Source organism: Pseudomonas sp. FP1742 (assembly GCF_030687145.1).
GTDB classification, from domain to species: domain Bacteria; phylum Pseudomonadota; class Gammaproteobacteria; order Pseudomonadales; family Pseudomonadaceae; genus Aquipseudomonas; species Aquipseudomonas frederiksbergensis_D.
The window spans coordinates 1,692,061-1,713,049 of the sequence record NZ_CP117460.1 but is presented as its reverse complement, the minus strand read 5'-3'; the positions used below and the strand labels follow the sequence as shown (position 1 = coordinate 1,713,049).

Annotated in this window: 17 protein-coding genes; 6 read left to right on the top strand and 11 right to left on the bottom strand. The window is 60.5% G+C overall.

Annotated features, from left to right (window positions below):
• Positions 1-21: 21 nt before the first annotated feature.
• The 9 genes from PSH64_RS07645 to PSH64_RS07605 form a co-directional block, all read right to left on the bottom strand.
• On the bottom strand, positions 22-3,594 hold the full coding sequence (locus PSH64_RS07645; protein ID WP_305480381.1) for a glycosyltransferase: 3,573 nt from the start codon (positions 3,592-3,594) through the stop codon (positions 22-24).
• A gap of 95 nt (positions 3,595-3,689) precedes the next feature.
• Positions 3,690-5,255, bottom strand: coding sequence for a flagellar hook-associated protein 3 (locus PSH64_RS07640; RefSeq protein ID WP_105339875.1), 1,566 nt, complete (start codon positions 5,253-5,255; stop codon positions 3,690-3,692).
• A gap of 13 nt (positions 5,256-5,268) precedes the next feature.
• A complete protein-coding gene (gene flgK / locus PSH64_RS07635) occupies positions 5,269-7,329 on the bottom strand; it encodes a flagellar hook-associated protein FlgK (RefSeq protein WP_105339876.1) in 2,061 nt (686 codons plus the stop codon).
• A 23-nt stretch (positions 7,330-7,352) separates the two neighbouring features.
• Positions 7,353-8,651 carry a flagellar assembly peptidoglycan hydrolase FlgJ gene (gene flgJ / locus PSH64_RS07630; protein WP_305480380.1) on the bottom strand — a complete coding sequence of 433 codons (1,299 nt, stop codon included), beginning with the start codon at positions 8,649-8,651 and terminating at the stop codon, positions 7,353-7,355.
• 11 nt (positions 8,652-8,662) lie between these two features.
• Entirely contained in the window at positions 8,663-9,772 is a 1,110-nt protein-coding gene (locus PSH64_RS07625) for a flagellar basal body P-ring protein FlgI (protein WP_018929948.1), read from the bottom strand.
• Between the two features lie 6 nt (positions 9,773-9,778).
• Positions 9,779-10,474: a flagellar basal body L-ring protein FlgH gene (flgH, locus tag PSH64_RS07620; protein ID WP_305480379.1), complete on the bottom strand. Its 696-nt coding sequence runs from the start codon at positions 10,472-10,474 to the stop codon at positions 9,779-9,781.
• 51 nt (positions 10,475-10,525) lie between these two features.
• The gene (gene flgG / locus PSH64_RS07615; protein ID WP_018929947.1) at positions 10,526-11,311 is read right to left on the bottom strand and encodes a flagellar basal-body rod protein FlgG; all 786 of its coding nucleotides are present in this window, start codon (positions 11,309-11,311) and stop codon (positions 10,526-10,528) included.
• 45 nt (positions 11,312-11,356) lie between these two features.
• Positions 11,357-12,097, bottom strand: a complete 741-nt coding sequence (locus PSH64_RS07610) for a flagellar basal body rod protein FlgF (RefSeq protein ID WP_105339879.1) — start codon at positions 12,095-12,097, stop codon at positions 11,357-11,359.
• Between the two features lie 247 nt (positions 12,098-12,344).
• Positions 12,345-13,907 carry a sigma-54-dependent phenylalanine hydroxylase transcriptional regulator PhhR gene (locus PSH64_RS07605; RefSeq protein WP_019579542.1) on the bottom strand — a complete coding sequence of 521 codons (1,563 nt, stop codon included), beginning with the start codon at positions 13,905-13,907 and terminating at the stop codon, positions 12,345-12,347.
• A gap of 403 nt (positions 13,908-14,310) precedes the next feature.
• On the opposite strand from PSH64_RS07605, the gene phhA reads away from it, so the two are divergent.
• From phhA to PSH64_RS07575, 6 genes are all read left to right on the top strand, one after another.
• Complete coding sequence (gene phhA / locus PSH64_RS07600) at positions 14,311-15,096, top strand: phenylalanine 4-monooxygenase (RefSeq protein ID WP_018929945.1); 786 nt, start codon at positions 14,311-14,313, stop codon at positions 15,094-15,096.
• A 105-nt stretch (positions 15,097-15,201) separates the two neighbouring features.
• On the top strand, positions 15,202-15,558 hold the full coding sequence (locus tag PSH64_RS07595; RefSeq protein WP_018929944.1) for a 4a-hydroxytetrahydrobiopterin dehydratase: 357 nt from the start codon (positions 15,202-15,204) through the stop codon (positions 15,556-15,558).
• Entirely contained in the window at positions 15,558-16,751 is a 1,194-nt protein-coding gene (locus tag PSH64_RS07590) for an amino acid aminotransferase (RefSeq protein WP_370694461.1), read from the top strand. The genes PSH64_RS07595 and PSH64_RS07590 overlap by 1 nt, the downstream gene beginning before the upstream one ends.
• Before the next feature lie 271 nt (positions 16,752-17,022).
• Entirely contained in the window at positions 17,023-17,169 is a 147-nt protein-coding gene (locus PSH64_RS07585) for a hypothetical protein (RefSeq protein WP_181150612.1), read from the top strand.
• 76 nt (positions 17,170-17,245) lie between these two features.
• Positions 17,246-17,428, top strand: a complete 183-nt coding sequence (locus PSH64_RS07580) for a hypothetical protein (protein ID WP_007938541.1) — start codon at positions 17,246-17,248, stop codon at positions 17,426-17,428.
• A gap of 104 nt (positions 17,429-17,532) precedes the next feature.
• Positions 17,533-18,732, top strand: a complete 1,200-nt coding sequence (locus PSH64_RS07575; RefSeq protein WP_105339882.1) for an MFS transporter — start codon at positions 17,533-17,535, stop codon at positions 18,730-18,732.
• Here the strand turns inward: PSH64_RS07575 and arfB are convergent.
• Both arfB and PSH64_RS07565 read right to left on the bottom strand, forming a co-directional pair.
• Positions 18,729-19,142: an alternative ribosome rescue aminoacyl-tRNA hydrolase ArfB gene (gene arfB / locus PSH64_RS07570; RefSeq protein WP_007938537.1), complete on the bottom strand. Its 414-nt coding sequence runs from the start codon at positions 19,140-19,142 to the stop codon at positions 18,729-18,731. The two genes, PSH64_RS07575 and arfB, sit on opposite strands and share 4 nt — an antisense overlap.
• Before the next feature lie 239 nt (positions 19,143-19,381).
• Entirely contained in the window at positions 19,382-20,794 is a 1,413-nt protein-coding gene (locus PSH64_RS07565; RefSeq protein ID WP_105339883.1) for an amino acid permease, read from the bottom strand.
• Positions 20,795-20,989 lie beyond the last annotated feature (195 nt).

The following is a 20,989-nucleotide window of genomic DNA, read 5'->3' as shown; positions in this document are numbered from 1 at the left end:
CAAACGCATCACCGAAGGCGATCAGTCCGGCAACCAGCCCCACAACCAGTGATTGAGGTTGTCGCCACGCAACATGAAATCGCGGTGCACCGCCTCCTTCAGCTCATCGCCCATGCGGTAGCTGGCGTCCGGGTCGGCCAGGTGCATGCGGATCGCCTGAAGCCATTCGTCTGTGCTGTTGCTATAGACCTTGGTGCACGGCAAGTGGCCGCGGTAGGCCTCTGTGTCGGTGCAGATCACCGGGTATCCGCAGGCGCCGTACTCCAGCAAGCGCAGGTTGCTTTTGCAGTCGTTGAAGATGTGGAACTCCAGCGGTGCCAGCGCCAGGTCGAGGTTCAGGCTCGCCAGTTTGAACGGGTAGCTCTGCAAGCCGATGGTGGAGTGAAACTCATGAACGTACGGGCGCAAGGCGTCGGGGCACATGCCGAAGAACACCCACTCGACTTCGTTCGCCAGTTCGCGCACCACCTCGGCAATGATCTCCAGATCACCGGTGTGGCTGGTGCCTCCGCCCCAACCGACGCGCGGCTTACTGGAGGTGCGACGACGGCTGGTCAGCGTCGCCCATGGGTCCGGCGACAGCATGTTCGGCACCACACGGATCTCGCTGTGCATGCTCGACAAAGCATCGGCCAGCGGCTGAGTGGTAACCACTACCCGGTCGCACAGGCCAATGCCTTCACGCAGCAATTGCTCGGTGTTGACCGGTTTGTTGCGAGCGTGGGTGTTTTTCTTCGGCGCACTGATGATGTAGTCGTCGAGTTCGAAAATCCGCAGCGCACTGGAATACTTTTTCATCCGCAGAATGTCGCCGGCGGCGCCTTCGCTGTAACGCCCTTGCAAGATGATCGTGTCCGGAGACAGACGTTCGATCTCCACAGTCGACGGCGACTCGTAGGCCACCCGCGCGATCACGCGCCCGGCCGCTTCGAGTTCTGCCAGCGGCGCGGTCACCCGGTAGTGGCCGACGGCGGTGCTGTTGACCGGCAGACCGAGAATCAACGGTAAAGCGCGAGAACAGAACGGATTCCAGTTATTGCGCAGCGACGGCTCCAGGCTGAAGCTGGAAATTCCAAGACTCAGCGCCGGACTGTAGGCCGGATCCTTGGCGATCTTCGGCAACCATTTGCGATAGAACGCTTCCTGTTCAAGCTCGCGCAGCGCCAGTGTCGAAGGCTGTGCCGGCGATACCTCTTGCGGCACCCACACCACACTGGCGTAAGGCGTCCAGACCACCAGGTAGCCGTCCTTATTCGCCCGCAAACACAAGTCGACATCGCTGAGGCCTTGGGTAAAGGTCGCCTCATCGAACTGCTCGAGGTCATCAAACACTTGCTTGCGCACCATCAGGCAGTGACTGCTCACCGCGCTCCAGTTCTGCGTCACGTGCAAACGCTGCATGTAACCGCGAGAACCGGCCGCCTCACCATAAAACGGTGAACCGACCGGCCCCGCCAGGCCAAGAATCAACCCGGCACTGACGATCGAGCCCTCAGGGCTGAGAATACGAGCACCGACGACTCCCACCTCGGGACGCTGGGCGTGATTGAGCAATTCATCCAGCCAGTCGTTGTCGCAGATCACGGCCTGCGCACTGAGAAGTAACAAGTACTCACCATGGGCCAGGCTCGCGGCGAAGTTGCGGATCGCCGCGTCGTTGGCGTCGCCGGCGTAACGCAGTACCCGCAGCATTGCCGCGCCCAGTTGCGCCATGGCGGCCAACCAGTCGAGCATCGCCGGGTCATCAGTGCCGCTGTCGACAATCAGGATTTCGTATTGGGTGTAAGCCGTGCGCTCGATCAAGCCTTCAATGCAACGCTGCAACGCGTACAGTGAATCGCCGGTCTGGATGATGATCGACACCAGCGGACGCGCTGCATGGAGATAGTCGATGCGGTTGATCAACGGCAATGCTTCCTGCCGGATCGCGTGCGCCACACCAATACGATCCAGGTGTGCGCCGACCATCCCGGCGTTGCTCTCGATCACTTCGGGCAACGACAACCAGTCGGCGAAGGTCTGGCTCGACTCCACCTGAATCTCGGCAATGTGTTCGATGGTCTGCGGCCCGGCCTCTTCCACCAGGCGCCATAGCAGATCGTGCGGTGCCAGCTCACCGTGAGCCGGATCGAAACCGCCCAGCATCATGAAGCGTTGACGCTCGAAGGCCAGGGTTCGACCAACGTAGGGATAGGCACGCATCAGGTCGAGGTTGAAATCGGGCTTGAATACCGGGTCGGTCGACTCGCCATCGACCCGCGCGCCCTCGTCGCTGTAGGCACAAAGAATGCCCGGCGAACCCGCAATGCGTTCTGCCAGGATCAGCAGAGCCGACTCGCGCAAGGTGTCGCCGGCCCGCAGCAGGCAAAACCAGTGAGCGCCTTCCAGCTGCGGCACCACCGCGTTGAGTTGTTGGACCCAATCCGCCTGAAACGGCAACTGCACCACGCGATCGTCGGCGACGCTGGATGCATCGGAGAGCACCAATACCGCTTGCGGCGCGTAAAGCTGACGACTGATGCTTTGCAATGTAGTGTTCAGCGCAGCACTATCGGCGCCGCTATCGATCACGATCGGCACGATCTGCGGACGGAATGCCCAGCTGTCGATGCGTTGTGGCAAGAGTCGCTGCTCGACATCGGAGAACCTGCGGATCGCCAGCCATTCGCGATAGAAATCGGCGTAACTTTCGCTTTCCCCACCCACCCGGCCATTCACCACCGTGTTGCGGTTGCCCAGGATGCGCACCACGCACAACTCTTCCCAGGCGTGGGGCTGCCCGGTGATTTTGTACAGGTCGATGTAGCGCACCCAACCCGACGCCGGAGCCGATTCACCGCTGCGCGCCGCGAGCATCTGCGAAAGCCAGCTCCACTCCACCGCCGCGGCCTTGATCATTTCCGGGGTTTTGCTCAAACGCTCCGGGTACAGACGTTCAGTACTCAGTACGGTGCTCAGGGACACCAGGTTACCGCGACGCATCAGACACACGAACAAGGCGAAATCGAGCATGGCGACGAAACCGGCGCCTTCCTGAATCAGGGCTGGCAACAGCTCCAGCACATCGGCGCGACGCATCAGGGTCGAACTGAAATTACCGAGGAAATTCTTCGGTGTGCCCTCGAAGATCGCCAACATGTCATCGCCCTTGAGCAAGGCGTCATTCGGCGAAAACCGGCAGTTGTCGACCCGTGGCGGCAGGATGAAATTACCGGCATCGCTGAGCATTCGCAGGGCAAACACCACATTCACGTCCGCGTGATCAATCAGCACCTGCGCCTGCAATGCAACGCTCGGCGCGAACAGACGATCGTCATCGCACAGCACTTTGATCAGTTCGCCACGGGCTTCTTCCACGCAGCGCAGCACATTCCTCTGTAACCCCAGACGTTGCGGATTACGCAGATAGCGAATCGGGTGGGCTGGCTCGACGAAGGCATCGACAATGTCGCGAATCTCGGTGTCGGGCGAGTCATCACAGATGACAATTTCGACGTGCTCGTAGGTCTGGGCGAGCGCACTTTCCAATGCCTGACTGAAGAAGCGCGGGTTGAAGGCAGGGATGACGATGCTGACGAGGGGGCGTTGATTCACGACGGGAAACTCTCGAGCGGCGGGCCTCTACCCTTTCAGGCAGAGGCCCCGGAACCGCTTGGAAAAAGACGGTTGGCAGCTCGGCAGACGCCGGCTCAGACCTTGTTGAACAGGCCCAACTGAGCAATCTTGCTGAAGGCCAGTTGCGAGGCCTGCAACATGGTTTGTTGCAAGGTCAAACGGGTCATCACTTCAGCCGGATCGGAATCGCGGATCGACGATTGGGTCTGGGCATTGGCCAGCTTCAGGCTCTGGTTGGTATCGCTCTGGGTGTCCAGGGCAGCACCGCGCCCACCGACAGAGCTCAAGGCGCTGGACAGCTGATCGGTGCCGCTGGCCAGGTTGGCAACGCCGGAAGCCAGTGACGCTTGCAGTTTCTGTGTGGCGATCGGGTTACCGTTGGTGGGTGTATTCAGTGCGGTTTTCAACTGGTTCACGGTGTCCAGAATGTTCTGGGTTTCATGGGTGTTGACCGCAATGCTGAACTGATCGTTGGCAGCCGGTGTACCGCTGACAGTGAAGCTCACACCCGAGGCGGTGGCGACGCTACCGGCCATGGTTCCCGTCGATACCGGCTTGCTGCTTGCCGTCAATGGCGCTGCGTACAGTTCGAAGGCGGTGGGACTGGTGAACTTCAGGATCGCCGAGCCACTAGGAAAACTGGCGTGGTAATTCACAGGGTTGGTGATATTGCTGGCGGTGATCTGCGCCGTCGAAGGGTTGCCCGGGCTGCCGGTTGCGCTGAAGGTATCCGGCTTGGCCGCCAGGGTGAAAGTGTGACCAGGCAGCACAGTCGCCGCCGTATCGCCAGCGCTCAGATTGATGTTCAGGGTCAGCTCGACACCACGGAAAGTGACGGCCTGGCCCACCTTGCTGGCCGGATCGAATGCACCACCCTGGCTGGCTTCGGCGGTCACGTCGTTGCCGAGCGAATCAGTGATTTTCAGCTGGGTGCCGCTGACGAAGTCCACGGTGTATGGCTCACCACTGCGGAACTTGGTGTTGTAGGTGACGTTCGACGACACCTGGCCGTTGGACAGGGTCACACGGCCGTCATCCACCACTGGCGCAGTCCGGGTTACCTCGCTGCGGCTGGTGTTGATCGCCTGCTGGAACACGTCCCAACCGGTGCTGTTGGTAGCCATCGACATGGTGTCGCCGACTGCCAGGTCAAGCGTCACCTGGTCACCGTTGTAGCTGTAGGTGCCATCGTTGTTGCGGGTGAACGGCACGGTGTCGCCCTTGGAGCCGGCGAAGATGTATTTGCCGTTCTCGTCCTTGCTGTTCATCAGGCTCAGCAATTGCTCTTCGATCTGCCCCAGTTCCGAGGCATTGGCCTGACGGTCGGCATCCGTGTAACCGGCGTTACCAGCGCTGACGGCCAGTTCCCTGGCGCGCTGCAATACGTTGCCGATGCTGGTCATCACCGCTTCGGTGGTACCCAGGGTCCCCTTGATGGTCGTGGCATTAGCCTCGTACTGATCAAGCATCGAAGCCTGCTGACCCAGTTGCAGCAAACGCGAAGCGCCGACCGGATCATCGGCCGCGGTATTCACGCGAACCAGGCTACTGGCCTCTTCGCTGCTCTTGACCACGTTGGAAAAGTTCTTCTGATAGTTGGCAGCAGAGGACTCGTAAAACTGGGCGGTAGAAATGCGCATGGGCTACGACTCCTTAAAGACTGTTGATCAGTGTGCTGAAGATTTCCTGCGCAGCCTTGATGATCTGCGAAGACGCGGTGTAGTACTGCTGGTACTTGACCAGGTTGCCGGTTTCCTCATCGAGATCGACACCGGACAACGAGTCGCGAGCCCCCTTGGCGTTGGCCAGAATCGCTTCAGTGGCAGCGCTGTCGAGCTTGCCTTGCGCGGCCTTGGCGCCGACGCCCTCGACCAGTTTGCCGTAGGCGTCGGTCAGGGAGATGCCTTTGCTGGCGGAACCGGTATCCACAGTCTGCTTGGTTTGCAAGCCGGCCAGTACGGTGCCGTTACGGTTGTCCAGCGTGCCTGGCTGACTGAGCGAGACATTGATCGCGGTGCCGTTACCTGGCGAACCGGCCACGGTCATGTCAAACGACACAGTGCGCTGCACGATGGGCGGCCCCGGATCATTGATCGCGGCACCGGTGCCGTCGACCAGCGGAATGGTCAGGCTCAGCGTATTGTTCTGGCCCGGCACAATGGTGCCGCTGCTGAGCGAGTTGCCTTGGGCATCGAGCATTTGGTAAGTCTGAGTCGTACCACCGGCCGCACCGAACACGATCTTGACCGGCGTCGAAGTCTTCAGGCCATTCTGGATCGTGGTGGTGGTCGCCGTGTCGTAGACGTCGAACTTGGTGGTCAGGGTCGGTTGACCGCTGGCCGGAATCGTCAGTGTGCCGCTGCCGCCCGCGGCAATGGCCGCGCCCAACGGTGCCGCGAAGGCCAGACGTTTGGAGTCGGTCATCTCGGTCTTGATGTTGGTCGCCGCGTTGCGGGTCGGGGTGATCTTGAACGTGTCGCCGGCTGCCGCGGTGCCACCAGAGAGCGTCATGGAGAAACCATCGATCACCGGTGGCGGCGTGGTCAGCGTGCTGAACGCGCCCATGGCGGTGCCTTCAGGCAGACGCTGCACGGTGTAGTTGGTGGCGCTGGTGAAGGTGACCTTGTAATCGTTGATGGTCAGCTTGCCGCTGTCCTCGATGCTCACGTCGAAGTTGCCGGAGCCGGCGCTGTTACCGACCGTGGCAACGCTGCGCTGAGCCATTTGCGCGGCACTGTTGATGCTGTTGAACAGGTTCGAACCAAAGTCACCGTTCTTGTCGATGCCCTGGGCCTGGACGGTGTTCATCTGATCGGCAACGACCAGCGCCACACGCCCCAGCTCGTTCATGGCCGGGTCCAGCACGGTGCTGCGATAACGCAGCAAGCCGCCCATTTCGCCACCGGTCACCACCGAAGTGATGTCGATGGTGCTCGAACCGCGATTGAGTTGAACGGCCGAACGCGACGGGTCGTCTTTGCTCGGTACCACTTCCAGCTTGCTGGCGGTGCTGCCCATGACCAGCGGCTGACCACTGCCCAGGTAAATGTCGAGGTTACCGTCACGCTCCATCACTTGAGCACCGGTGAAGGTGGACAACTGGCGCACGGTCTCGTTGCGCGCGTCGAGCAAGTCGTTGGGCTGGCCGCCGGCGTTGGAAACTTCGGAAATCTTCTGGTTCAACTGGGCCACGGTGGCCGCCAGTTTGTTGACCTGATCGGCCATGTCCGCCAGGTTGCCATTGATGTTCGCGTTCTGCGTGGTCAATTGGCTGGAGATCGAGTTGAAACGGTTGCTCAAGGCCTGTGCATCGCTGAGCAGCAGTTGGCGGGAAGCATCGTCGCCCGGTTTGGCGTTGACGTTCTGCACCGAGGCGAAGAACTTGGTCAGGGCGCCGTTGAGACCGGTGCCGCTGTCCGACAGCAACTTGTCGAGCGGGCTGATCTGCCCGGCATAGGCCGCCGAGTCGCTGTTGAGCGAGGTGGTGGTTTGCAGTTGCGCATCGAGGTAGCTGTTGTACACCCGACGCACATCGGCCAGGGTCGTACCGGTGCCGATGTAGACATTGCCGAACTGATTCGAGGCCTTGGTGCCCTGCACGGTTTGCTGGCGTGAGTAACCGGCGGTGTCGGCGTTGGCAATGTTATTGCCGGTAGTCATCAGCGAGGATTGGCCAGCGGCCAGACCCGACATCCCGATATTGAGCAAACTCATGGTTCAGACCTTATACCTTGTGCCTATAAAGGCGTGGTGGAAACGCCCGCCGCAGCGTAGTTTTGGTAACTCGTCATCTGCTTGGCTATCTGCGAAATCTTGCTTGCGTAATCCGGGTCGGTTGCATACCCGGCTTTTTGCAACTCGCGTACAAACTGTTCTGGGTTATCGGCCGACTTCAGCACATCTTGATAGCGATTGTTGCTTTGCAGCAGCGTCACAAGGTCATGGAAACTGTCCTTGTAAGAGGCATAGGAACGGAACTCGGCCGTCTCCTTGACCATCTGGCCATTTCTGAATTCGCTGGTGATCGCCCGCGCCGAATCGCCCTTCCAGTTACCGCTGGCCTTGATGCCGAACAGGTTATGGCTACTGCTGCCATCCTGAGCGCGCATGACCGATTTACCCCAACCGGTTTCCAGGGCAGCCTGAGCCACCAGGTAACGCGGATCGACACCGATACGGTCGGCAGCCTCTTTGGCCATCGGCAGCATGGTGTTGACGAATTCGTCGGCGGAGCTGAAGGCTTTCTTCGGCGGCGCCAGGGGGATTTGAGCCATGGCACGACCATAGATCTGCAGGCGCCCGCTGGATGCCGTATCCGTTTGCGAAGCCAGCCAGTCGCCGTTGTACAGCGAACCGGAACCGGTCGTGGTGCTCTGCGGCACCTGGATTTTGTTCTGCGTTGCGGTGGCGTTCGTCGCCGTGGTCGATGCTGACGGCACCAGCCCTGCGAGCAAACGGTCGGCCAGTTTCGGCGGCAGCGCCAGACGCCGCTGATTGATCAGCGCCATGTCATTGCGGTGAGTCCCCTCGCCCGCGTTCGCCGGCAACTTCACCGCGCGCGAAGCCCACAACGGACGCTCACCATTGAGGCGCGACAGCGGCCCGTTGGTGGCGACCGTGCCGGCGGCAATCGGTGTTTCCACGGCGGCCTTCGCGGCGGCTTGCTTGGCGGCGGACGCTGCCGCAGCCTCACCCGGCGCCAACGGTTTGTTCTTCGACATCTGGCGCATCAGCACATCCGCCAGGCCAATACCGCCGCCTTCGCGGGACAGGGAAACGGCCAACTGCTGGTCGTACATTTCCTGGTATTGCTTGGCCGCCGGCGTATTGAGCGGATTGTCCTGGCCCAGCGCTTCGGTGGCCGAGCGCATGGACTTGAGCATTTCACCGAGGAACAGCGATTCGAATTCCTGCGCCACTTTGCGCATGTTCGCATCGCTGTTCTTGTCGCCGACCTTGAGCTGATTCAAACGATTCAGGTCCGAGTAGGAACCCGAGTCGCTGCTGCTGACCAGACCGCTTTTGCGCATATCCATGATCGCCGTCCTCAGATCACGATCAGGTCGGCTTGCAACGCGCCGGCCTGCTTCAGCGCTTCGAGAATCGCCATCAAGTCACCCGGTGCCGCGCCAACCTGGTTCACCGCACGAACGATTTCGTCGAGGGTGGTGCCCGGGCCGAACTTGAACATCGGCTTGGCTTCTTGCTGAGCGTTGACCCGCGAGCGTGGCACGACCGCCGTCTGCCCGTTGGACAGAGGGCCGGGCTGGCTGACGATCGGGTCTTCGGTGATGGTCACGGTCAGGCTGCCGTGGGTCACGGCGGCCGGGGAAACCTTGACGTTCTGGCCGATCACGATGGTGCCGGTGCGCGAGTTGATGATGACTTTCGCCACCGCCTGGCCCGGATCGACTTCGAGGTTTTCCAGGATCGACAAATAGTCGACCCGCTGGCTTGGATCGAGTGGCGCGGTCACGCGGATCGAGCCACCGTCGATGGCTTGGGCAACGCCAGGGCCGAGCATGTCGTTGATCTTGTCGACGATGCGCTTGGCGGTGGTGAAGTCCGAACGATTGAGGTTCAGGGTCAGGCTGTTGCCCTGATTGAAACCGCTCGGCACGGCACGTTCGACCGACGCACCGCCGGGGATGCGACCGGCCGACGGAACGTTGACGGTGATCTTCGAACCGTCACGACCTTCGGCATCGAAACCACCGACCACCAGGTTGCCCTGAGCGACGGCATAGACGTTACCATCGATACCTTTGAGCGGCGTCAACAGCAAGGTGCCGCCGCGCAGGCTCTTGGAGTTACCGATGGACGCCACGGTGATGTCTATCTGCTGACCCGGCTTGGCGAACGCTGGCAAATCAGCGCTGATCGACACGGCCGCGACGTTCTTCAATTGCACGTTGCCGGAACCTGGCGGCACCTTGATGCCGAACTGCGAGAGCATGTTGTTGAAGGTCTGCAGGGTGAACGGGGTCTGGGTCGTCTGGTCACCGGTGCCGTTAAGCCCGACCACCAGGCCATAGCCGATCAATTGGTTGGAACGCACGCCGGAAATACTGGCGATGTCCTTCAGCCGTTCAGCTTGAGCATCGAAGGCTGCGCACAGCAAAAGAGCGCCCACCATCAGGTGTTTAAGATTCAACATAGCCACCTAGAAAGGGAACAGCGGGCTGAGGAAGAAACGGTCGAACCAGCCTGGCTGACTCGCATCGGCAAACGCACCGGTGCCCGAATAGGTGATGCGTGCATCGGCGACGCGGGTCGACGACACGGTGTTATCGGTGGCGATGTCATCGGCGCGAACGAGGCCGGCAATCCGTACCAGCTCGTCACCGGTGTTGAGGGTCAGCCACTTCTCGCCGCGCACGGCGATGATGCCGTTGGGCAACACGTCGGCGACGGTCACGGTGATCGAACCGGTCAGACTGTTGCTCTGGCCGGACTTGCTGTCGCCCTTCGTCGAGCGGTCGGCGCTATAGCCGGCATTCAGGCTCAGATCGTTGCCACCGATCGGGTTATTGGTGGTCAGGCTGGAGCCGAACAACGAGGTCAGGCCGATCTTGTTATCGCTGTTCTTGTCCATCTGCGAGTTGGCGTTCTTGCTCGCCTGGGTGCGCTCGTTCAGGGTGATGGTGATGATGTCACCGACCCGGAACGCCTTGCGGTCGCTGTACAGGTTCTGTTCGAAACCGGCCTGGTAGATCGAGCCGTTATTGGCGGCAGCCGGCAGCGGCGTGCGCGGCAACACCGGGGCGTAGTAAGGGTCATTGGGCCTGGGCGGCGGGGCAACGCAGCCCGCGAGCACGACGACCCCACTCAGTGCCAGAACAGATACAAAGCGATTCATGACCCTACCTCACGGTATTGCAGACGACTCATGGCCGCCTCATAGACTTGATTACAGATTCTGCGTTACGAACGAGAGCATCTGGTCGGCGGTGGAGATCACCTTGGAGTTCATCTCGTAGGCGCGCTGAGTGGTGATCATGTTGACCATCTCTTCAACGGTGCTGACGTTGGACGTTTCCAGGGTGTTCTGCAGCGTGGTGCCGAAACCGGCCAGGCCCGGGGTGCCGACTTGCGGCGCGCCACTGGCAGCGGTTTCCAGGAACAGGTTGTTACCCACTGCCTGCAGGCCGGCCGGGTTGATGAAGTCGGCGGTTTGCAGGTTGCCGATCACCTGGGAGGCCGGGTTGCCGGCAACGGTGATCGACACGGTGCCGTCACGGCCGACAGTGAAGGTCTGGGCGTTGTTCGGAATGACAATGGCCGGCTCCAGGGCGAAGCCGCTGGCGTTGACGATCTGGCCGTTGGAGTCCAGGTGGAAGGTACCGTCACGGGTGTAGGACGTGGTGCCATCGGGCTGCAGAATCTGAAAGAAACCACGACCGTCGATGGCCATGTCCAGTGGCTGCTCGGTGGTTTGCAGGCTACCGGCGGTGAAGTTTTTCTGGGTGCCGACGATGCGCACACCGGTACCCACTTGCAGACCCGACGGCAGTTCGCTGTCCTGGGTCGACTGGGCGCCTGGCTGGCGCTTGATCTGATACAGCAAGTCCTGGAACTCGGCGCGGTCACGTTTGAAACCCGTGGTCGATACGTTCGCCAGGTTGTTGGAAATGGTGGTGAGGTTGGTGTCCTGGGCGGACAGACCTGTTTTGGCAACCCATAGAGCCGGAAGCATTCGATTCTCCTCGTGCGCCTGTTTTACGGCGCGACGTTCTGATAATTAGCTGATCTGCAAGACCCGAGCCATGGCCTGGTCATCGTCTTTGGCGGTGTTCATCATCTTGATGTGCAGCTCGAACTGCTTGGCCAGCGCCAGCACCGAAGTCATTTCTTCCACGGCGTTGACGTTGCTCGACTCGAGGAATCCGGACACCAGTTTGACGTTGGCATCGGCTTGCGCCGGCTTGCCGTCCTTGGTGTGGATCGAACCGTCCAGGCCTTTGGTCATGTTCTTGAAGTCCGGGTTGACCAGTTTGATGCGGTCGACTTCGGCCATCACCCGCGGGCCTTCGCCCATCGCACGGATGCTGACGGTGCCGTCTTCGCCAACTTCGATCTGCTGCTCGGGCGGCACGGCAATCGGCCCGCCATTGCCCATCACCGGCATACCATTGCCGGCGCGCAGCACGCCCAGGGCGTCAACGTTCAGGCTGCCGGTGCGCACGTAGCTCTCACCGCCATCGGGGTTCTGCACGGCGATCCAGCCATTGCCTTGCACCGCGACATCGAGGTCGCGACCGGTTTCCACCAGGGCGCCAGGGGAGAAGTCGGTGGCCGGACGTTCAGTCATGGCAAACGCGCGCGCCGGAAAGCTGTCACCAAATACCGGCATCGAACGGGCCTGTTCCAGGTCCTTCTGAAAACCGTTGGTAGAGATGTTCGCCAGGTTGTTGGCATGAGCCTTCTGCGCCAGTGCATTCTGGCTGGCGCCGGTCATTGCCACATAAAGGTACTTGTCCACACTCTTTCCTCTGCATGCCGGACGTTTGCCGCCCACCGCTGTACTGCTGAGCCATAAGCAATTTGCAGACCAACTTTTTTCTGGCGGCGCCGGGCCCGGCAAACAAAGGACTTGAGGGGATTAGAGGAGATTGGGGGAATGTATCGAAGACGAAAAACCGGCGGTGTCATGCCGCTTACGGCAAGCATCGACCTTTGCAGTCAACACAGAACTCTGTGGCGAGGGGGCTTGCCCCCTCGCCACAGGTTTAAACACCCGGCTCTTTGCCCACCTCATACTCGCGTAACTTATTGGCAATGGTGGTATGGGAAACCCCCAGTCGCTTGCCCAGTTGCCGACTGCTCGGATACTCGGAATACAAGCGCTCCAGCACCGCTTTCTCGAAGCGCCCGACAATCTCGTCCAGCCCGCCCTCGAGGGAGAAATCGCCAAGCGGCTGACGCACGCCGTAGTCCGGCAAGCGAATGTGCTCGGCTTTGACGGTGCCGCCCTCACACAGGGAGACGGCCTGAAACAGCACGTTCTCCAACTGCCGCACGTTACCCGGCCAGTGATAGTGACTGAGCCGCTCCATCGCCGCCGGGGCCAGTTTCGGCAACGGGCAACCGATCTGTCGACTGGCCTGATCGAGGAAGTGCTCCACCAGCGGTGCCAGTCCGTCGAGGCATTCGCGCAGTGGCGGGATGTGCAGCGAGAGCACGTTCAAGCGGTGGTACAAGTCCTGGCGAAATTCACCGCGAGCACACAGCTCGGACAAGTCCACCTGAGTCGCGCAGATCACCCGCACATCCAGATAGACCTCTTCATCGCTGCCGACACGACGGAAGCAACCGTCCTGCAGAAAGCGCAGCAATTTCACCTGCAAGCGCGGGCTCATTTCGCCGACGCCATCAAGGAACAGCGTACCGCCCGCCGTCAGCTCCAGAAGGCCGAGCTTGCCTTCGGCCCGCGCCCCTTCGAAAGCGCCGGGGCCGTAGCCGAACAACTCGGTCTCGGCCATGGACTCCGGCAGGCCTGCGCAGTTGAGCGCCATCAGCGGCGATTGCCCACGCGGGCTCGCCAGGTGACAGGCCCGCGCCAACAACTCTTTGCCGGTGCCGGTTTCGCCTTCGATCAATAACGGCGCATCCAGTGGTGCCATGCGCCGCGCTTCGCGAACCACCGCCGCCATCACTTTCGAGCTTTGGAAAATGCTGTCGAAGCCGCGCAACTCCTGTTTGCGCACGTTATAGATGCGCTCGCCCACCCGATCCGCCCGGTGCAGCGTCAACACCGCCCCGGCCATGGCTTCGCTTTCGTCATGCTCCGATTGCAGCGGCGCGATGTCGGCGAGAAACACGTCCCCCTTGACCTTCACCCGCAAGCCGTTGATCCGCGACTTGTTGGCGCGCACCAGTTCCGGCAAATCGAAATCCTCGGCGTACCGCGACAGCGGAATCCCCGGCACCTCATCCACCCGCACCCCGAGCAACTGCGCCGCCGCACGGTTGGCCGCAACGATGGAGCCGCCCATGTCGATCGACAGCACCGGAAACTCCAGGGCACCGAGCAAGGCATTGAGCTCCATGTGCCGACGCTCGCTGGGCATCAGCCCTACACGCTTGACGCCGAACACCCCGCCGATCGCCTCGAACTTGGGCCGCAACGCCTGGAACTGAATGTTGATCAGATTCGGACAGTGCAGATAGATCGCATTGCCATGCTCACCGCCCACCTCGCCGCGAGCGACGTTGATCCCGTACTCGACCAACAGGTTGAGAATGTCGCGCAGGATACCGATGCGGTTCTGGCAGTGGACTTTGATACGCATATGAAGGCCCGTAACAGCGGTGAGTAAGTTGATACTGAGCGCACAACCTGTGGGAGCGGGCTTGCTCGCGAAAGCGGTCTGCCTGATACATCAATGTCGAATGTGCCGACGCTTTCGCGAGCAAGCCCGCTCCCACAAGGGAATTCGCAGTGCCTTCGGACGTATTTTTTTGCCGAGCAGCTCAGTTAGTCGTCAAGATTATGTGACACCCGCAGGCCATTTCAAACCCGTAAATATCAATACTTGCGCCACAGCAGCCAATCCGTAACGAATTCTTTACGAAAAGCGCGGAATTTTCCTACACAAGACGCGGATCACCTGCTGCAACACCGAACACCTTGGGGTATTTCTAGGTCCATAGCTGTACACACAACAAGAACGATTCCCCTAGCAGGAGAGCAGCATGAAGCAGACGCAATACGTGGCTCGCGAGCCCGATGCGCAAGGTTTTATCGACTACCCCGCCGAAGAACACGCGGTGTGGAACACGCTGATCACTCGCCAGCTCAAAGTGGTCGAGGGCCGTGCGTGCCAGGAATACCTGGACGGTATCGAAAAACTCGGTCTGCCCCACGACCGCATTCCGCAACTTGGCGAAATCAACAAAGTCCTCGGTGAAACCACCGGCTGGCAAGTTGCCCGAGTGCCCGCGCTGATCCCCTTCCAGACCTTTTTCGAATTGCTGGCGAACAAGCAGTTTCCGGTGGCGACCTTTATTCGTACCCGCGAAGAGCTGGATTACCTGCAAGAGCCGGACATTTTCCACGAGATCTTCGGCCACTGTCCGCTGTTGACCAACCCCTGGTTCGCCGAATTCACCCACACCTACGGCAAACTCGGCCTACAGGCATCCAAGGAAGAACGCGTGTACCTGGCGCGCCTGTATTGGATGACCATCGAGTTCGGCCTGGTCGACACGCCGCAAGGCTTGCGAATCTATGGCGGCGGTATTCTGTCCTCGCCGAAAGAAACTGTTTACGCCCTGTCGGACGCACCTGAGCATCAGGCCTTCGACCCACTGGAATGCATGCGCACGCCGTACCGCATCGACATTCTGCAACCGCTGTACTTTGTCCTGCCGAACCTCAAGCGCCTGTTCGATCTGGCCCACGAAGACATCATGGGCATGGTCAAGCAAGGTATGCAGCTGGGGTTGCACGCACCGAAATTTCCGCCAAAAGCTGCGTGACCCGCGACTTTTGGCATCAAGTGAGTCTGTTACGGATCGCCGCTTTGCTTTAGCGTGGTCCCACTGACGACCGTTTTTCAAAACACTCGATTTCAGGAACACATCATGTCCACATTGAACCAAGCCCATTGCGAAGCCTGCCGCGCCGACGCCCCTCAGGTCAGCGACGAAGAATTGCCGATCCTGATCAAGCAGATCCCTGACTGGAACATCGAAGTGCGCGACGGTGTGATGCAGCTGGAAAAAGTTTTCCTGTTCAAGAACTTCAAGCATGCGCTGGCGTTCACCAACGCCGTCGGTGAAATCTCCGAGGCTGAAGGTCACCACCCGGGCCTGCTGACCGAGTGGGGCAAAGTCACCGTGACCTGGTGGAGCCACTCCATCAAGGGCCTGCACCGCAACGACTTCATCATGGCCGCGCGCACTGACGAAGTGGCCAAAGACGCCGAGGGCCGCAAATAATGCATTTCGACGCCATCGGCCGAGTACCCGGCGACCCGATTCTCGGCCTGATGGAGGCCTATGCGCAGGACCCCAACCCACGCAAGTTCGACCTCGGCGTGGGGGTCTACAAAGACGCCCAGGGCCTGACGCCAATCCTTGAAGCGGTGAAGCTTGCCGAGCAGCGCCTGGTGGATCGCCAGGCCACCAAGACTTACATCGGCGGCCACGGCGATGCGGCGTTCGGCAAGGTCATCAACGAGCTTGTGCTGGGTGCCGATTCGGCGCTGATCGCCGAGCATCGGGCCGGCGCCACGCAAACGCCGGGCGGTACCGGCGCGTTGCGCCTGAGCGCCGACTTCATCGCCCAATGCCTGCCGGGCCGTGGCGTGTGGTTGAGCAACCCGACTTGGCCGATCCACGAAACCATTTTCGCGGCGGCCGGGATCAAGGTCAGTCACTACCCGTATGTCGGCAGCGATAACCGTCTCGATGTGGAAGCGATGCTCGCGGTGCTCAATCAAGCACCGAAGGGCGATGTGGTGCTGCTGCACGCCTGCTGCCACAACCCGACCGGTTTCGACCTGTCCCATGACGATTGGCGCCGGGTGCTGGACGTGGTGCGCAGTCGCGACTTGCTGCCTCTGATCGACTTCGCCTATCAGGGCTTCGGCGACGGCCTGGAGCAAGATGCCTGGTCGACCCGGCTGTTCGCCGCCGAGTTGCCGGAAGTGCTGATCACCAGTTCCTGCTCGAAGAACTTCGGCCTGTACCGCGACCGCACCGGCGCGCTGATTGTCTGCGCGCAAACCGCCGACAAGCTGGTGGACATCCGCAGCCAACTGGCCAACATCGCCCGCAACCTGTGGTCGACACCGCCGGATCACGGCGCCGCCGTAGTCGCGACCATCCTTGGCGATCCAGAGCTGAAAAGCCGCTGGGCCGACGAAGTGGAAGCCATGCGTTTGCGCATCGCCCAACTGCGCAGTGGCCTGGTCGAAGCGCTCGAACCCCATGGCCTGCGCAAGCGGTTTGCGCACATCGGCGTGCAACGCGGGATGTTTTCCTACACTGGCTTGTCGCCGGAGCAGGTCAAACAACTGCGCGAACGTCATAGTGTGTACATGGTCAGCTCGGGCCGGGCGAACGTTGCCGGGATCGATGCGACGCGTCTGGATCTGCTGGCCGAGGCCATCGCTGACGTCTGCAAGTAACCCCAGTATCTGCAAATCCCCCTTGTGGGAGCGGGCTTGCTCGCGAAAGCGGTGTGTCAGGCAACGATGATATCGACTGGCACTCTGCTTTCGCGAGCAAGCCCGCTCCCACACTTGTATTTACCTATCCCATTGACCTGTCTAGACAATCCCATCCGTCGTAACAAATGGATATAAAGTCTATTTGTCATTTTTCCTGCTGTATCCTGCCCAGGCTTTTTTAAAGCGCGGATCTACCAGATCTATCAACAGACTTTGCGAGGAGCGCTCTATGCACGAGATCCCTAATCTCCCCTTCCCAAGCCTGCACGAAACTGAGCAGACGACCACGCTACAAGCCGGGGGGCAACAAACCGGCGCCCAACAGCCCAAGCCGAAAGAAGCACCTGAACGCCGTCAGGCCGACAGAGAAGACTGATACACCCGCAATGCCAGACCGTGTGGAAAGCGCTAACATGCGCTTTCCACACCGCCTGAACCGCGAGCCCCGCACCATGAGCGATGATTTCACTGAAGCCCAGGCCAGCGTCCTGATCGGCACCGCCGAGAAGATGATCGAGATCTGGAACCGTCTTTCCCCCGAGAAACAGGCCGCCCTGCTGGCCCGATTCGGCAGCGAAGAAAACGCTCTGGCCGCCCTGGTCACGACGCAACTGGTCGCCCCCGCCAAATCCTGAATAATTCCGTCCGGCAAATAGTTTTACTTTTTCACGCCCTACGACCGTCCACGCCGTTATCATAAGCAGCCTATCTATCCTGCTGCCCCGTGGACCTTTTACCCATGTCAGAAACCCAGCGCCCCCTGGCGGTCACGCTGCAAGTCGTTTCCATCGTCCTGTTCACCTTCATCGGTTACCTCAATATCGGTATTCCCCTGGCCGTGTTGCCAGGCTATGTCCACAGTGACCTCGGTTTTGGCGCGGTGATCGCCGGGCTGGTGATCAGCGTGCAATACCTCGCCACCCTGCTCAGCCGGCCTTATGCCGGGCGCATCATCGATAACAAGGGCAGCAAGCTCGCGGTGATGTACGGCCTCGCCGGCTGCGGTTTGAGCGGTGTGTTCATGCTGATTTCGGCCTGGACCCAAAGCCTGCCGACACTGAGTTTGATCAGCCTGTTGATTGGCCGCCTGATACTCGGCAGCGCGGAAAGCCTGGTGGGTTCCGGCTCGATCGGCTGGGGCATCGGCCGGGTCGGCGCGGCGAACACCGCCAAGGTCATCTCCTGGAACGGCATCGCCAGTTACGGTGCGCTGGCGGTCGGCGCACCGCTGGGGGTGCTGCTGGTAAGTCAGTTGGGATTGTGGAGCATGGGCGTGAGCATCGTGCTGCTGGCCGTACTGGGCGTGGCGCTGGCCTGGCCGAAAACCGCGGCGCCGATTGTCGCGGGTGAACGCTTGCCGTTCATGCATGTGCTGGGACGGGTGTTCCCTCATGGCTGCGGCCTGGCACTGGGCTCCATCGGCTTTGGCACCATCGCGACCTTCATCACGCTGTATTACGCCACTCAGCATTGGTCCAACGCGGTGCTGTGCCTGAGTTTGTTCGGCGCCAGTTTCATTGGTGCGCGATTGCTGTTCGGTAACCTGATCAATCGCCTTGGCGGTTTTCGCGTGGCGATTGCCTGCCTCTCGGTGGAAACCCTCGGGCTGTTACTGCTATGGCTGGCGCCGGATGCCCATTGGGCACTGGCGGGTGCGGCGCTGAGCGGGTTCGGTTTTTCGCTGGTGTTCCCGGCCTTGGGCGTGGAAGCGGTCAACCTGGTGCCCGCTTCCAGCCGTGGCGCGGCGGTTGGGGCCTATTCACTGTTTATCGATTTGTCGCTGGGGATTACCGGACCGCTGGCGGGTGCGATCGCGGCTGGATTCGGGTTTGCCTCGATCTTCCTGTTTGCCGCGTTGGCCGCGTTGAGCGGATTGATGCTGAGCGTTTACTTGTACCGGCAGGCGCCAAAGTATCGGGAAGAGCGTGAAGCCCGCTAGAAATCCACCTTGCCACGCCCGGCCTTGATGCTGCCGCGCTTGGTCTTGGATTCGAGCCGACGCTTTTTCGAACCGAGGGTCGGCTTGGTCGGACGGCGTTTCTTTTCCACTTTGGTGGCGCTGAGGATCAGTTCGGTCAGCCGCTCCAGCGCATCGGCGCGGTTCTGCTCCTGCGTGCGGTATTGCTGGGCCTTGATGATCAACACCCCCTCGCTGGTGATGCGACTGTCACGCAACGCCAGCAGCCGTTCCTTGTAAAACTCGGGCAAGGACGAGGCCGGAATGTCGAAGCGCAAGTGCACGGCGCTGGAGACTTTATTGACGTTCTGCCCACCGGCGCCCTGGGCGCGGATGGCTGTCAATTCGATCTCGGCATCCGGCAGATGCACGTTGTTGGAAATCACCAGCATGGAAAAGCGTCCGTATTCAGAGCGTGCAGGATACCGCGAATAAATCTTCGGCACGCCAAAGATCCAATGTGGGAGCGGGCTTGCTCGCGAAAGCGGTGTGTCAGGCAATATCGATGTCGACTGATACTCCGCTTTCGCGAGCAAGCCCGCTCCCACAGGGGGGCCGCGCCAGTTCAAAGTTTTGTATCGCTCACAAAAAACCCGGCACTTGGCCGGGTTTATTGTTTCTGCGTGCCGCGTTATTTCACTGCCGCCTGCAACGCCTGCTGGGCGCTGCGCTTGTTCTTGATGCCGTAGCAGATCCACATGAACGCAACCCACACCGGAATCGCATACACCGAGATCTGGATGCCCGGGATCAGCAGCATCACGCCGAGGATGAACGCCACGAACGCCAGGCAGATGTAGTTGCCGTACGGGTACCACAGGGCCTTGAACAGCGGCGTCTGCCGGGTCTTGTTCATGTGCTGGCGGAACTTGAAGTGCGAGAAGCTGATCATCGCCCAGTTGATCACCAGGGTTGCAACCACCAACGACATCAACAGTTCCAGCGCGTTTTGCGGAATCAGGTAGTTCAGCAACACCGCGATCAACGTCACAGCGGCCGACGCCAGGATCGAACGCACCGGCACGCCACGCTTGTCGATCTTCGACAGGACTTTCGGCGCATCGCCCTGCTCGGCCATGCCCAGCAACATGCGGCTGTTGCAATAGGTGCCGCTGTTGTACACCGACAGCGCCGCGGTCAAGACCACGAAGTTGAGGATGTGCGCGGCGGTGTTGCTGCCGAGCATCGAGAACACTTGCACAAACGGACTGCCGCTATAAGCGTCGCCGGAAGCATTCAGGGTTGCCAACAGACTGTCCCAAGGCGTCAGCGACAGCAGGACCACCAGCGCACCGATGTAGAAAATCAGGATCCGGTAGATCACTTGGTTGATGGCTTTCGGGATCACGGTTTTCGGCTTGTCCGCTTCAGCAGCGGTGAAACCGAGCATTTCCAGGCCACCGAAGGAGAACATGATGATCGCCATGGCCATCACCAGGCCGCTGACGCCGTTCGGGAAGAAGCCGCCGTGGGACCACAGGTTGGTCACCGAAGCTTGCGGGCCGCCATGGCCGCTGACCAGCAGGTAGCTGCCCAGGGCGATCATGCCGACGATCGCCACCACCTTGATGATCGCGAACCAGAACTCGGCCTCGCCAAAGACTTTGACGTTGGCCAGGTTGATCGCGTTGATCAGCACGAAGAAGGCTGCCGCCGAGGCCCAGGTCGGGATATCCGGCGCCCAGTAGTGAATGTATTTGCCGACCGCGGTCAGCTCCGACATGCCCACCAGGATGTACAGAATCCAGCAGTTCCAGCCCGACAGGAAACCGGCAAAACCGCCCCAGTATTTGTGGGCGAAGTGGCTGAAGGAACCGGCCACTGGCTCTTCGACGATCATTTCGCCCAGTTGGCGCATGATCATGAAAGCGATGAAGCCGCAGATGGCGTAGCCGAGGATCATCGACGGGCCGGCGGATTTGAGCACGCCGGCCGAGCCGAGGAACAATCCGGTACCGATCGCGCCACCGAGGGCGATCAGTTGAATATGGCGATTTTTCAGGCCGCGTTTCAGCTCGCCTGAATGCGAGTTTTGTCCACTCATGAAAAGGGTCTCACGCAAGGTTTGATGATGTTCGGTAGACGTTGCCGCTCGGTTGCGATTTCAAGCAGCGCCGATCAAACCCCAGCGCAGGCACCAGGAGTTCAGCGTTTTTACGACAGTCATGCGTCACCTGTTTGTTTTTATCTGTGACGAAATCGAACCCGACACGCTCGTGACGCGGCGGAGTGAACAAGG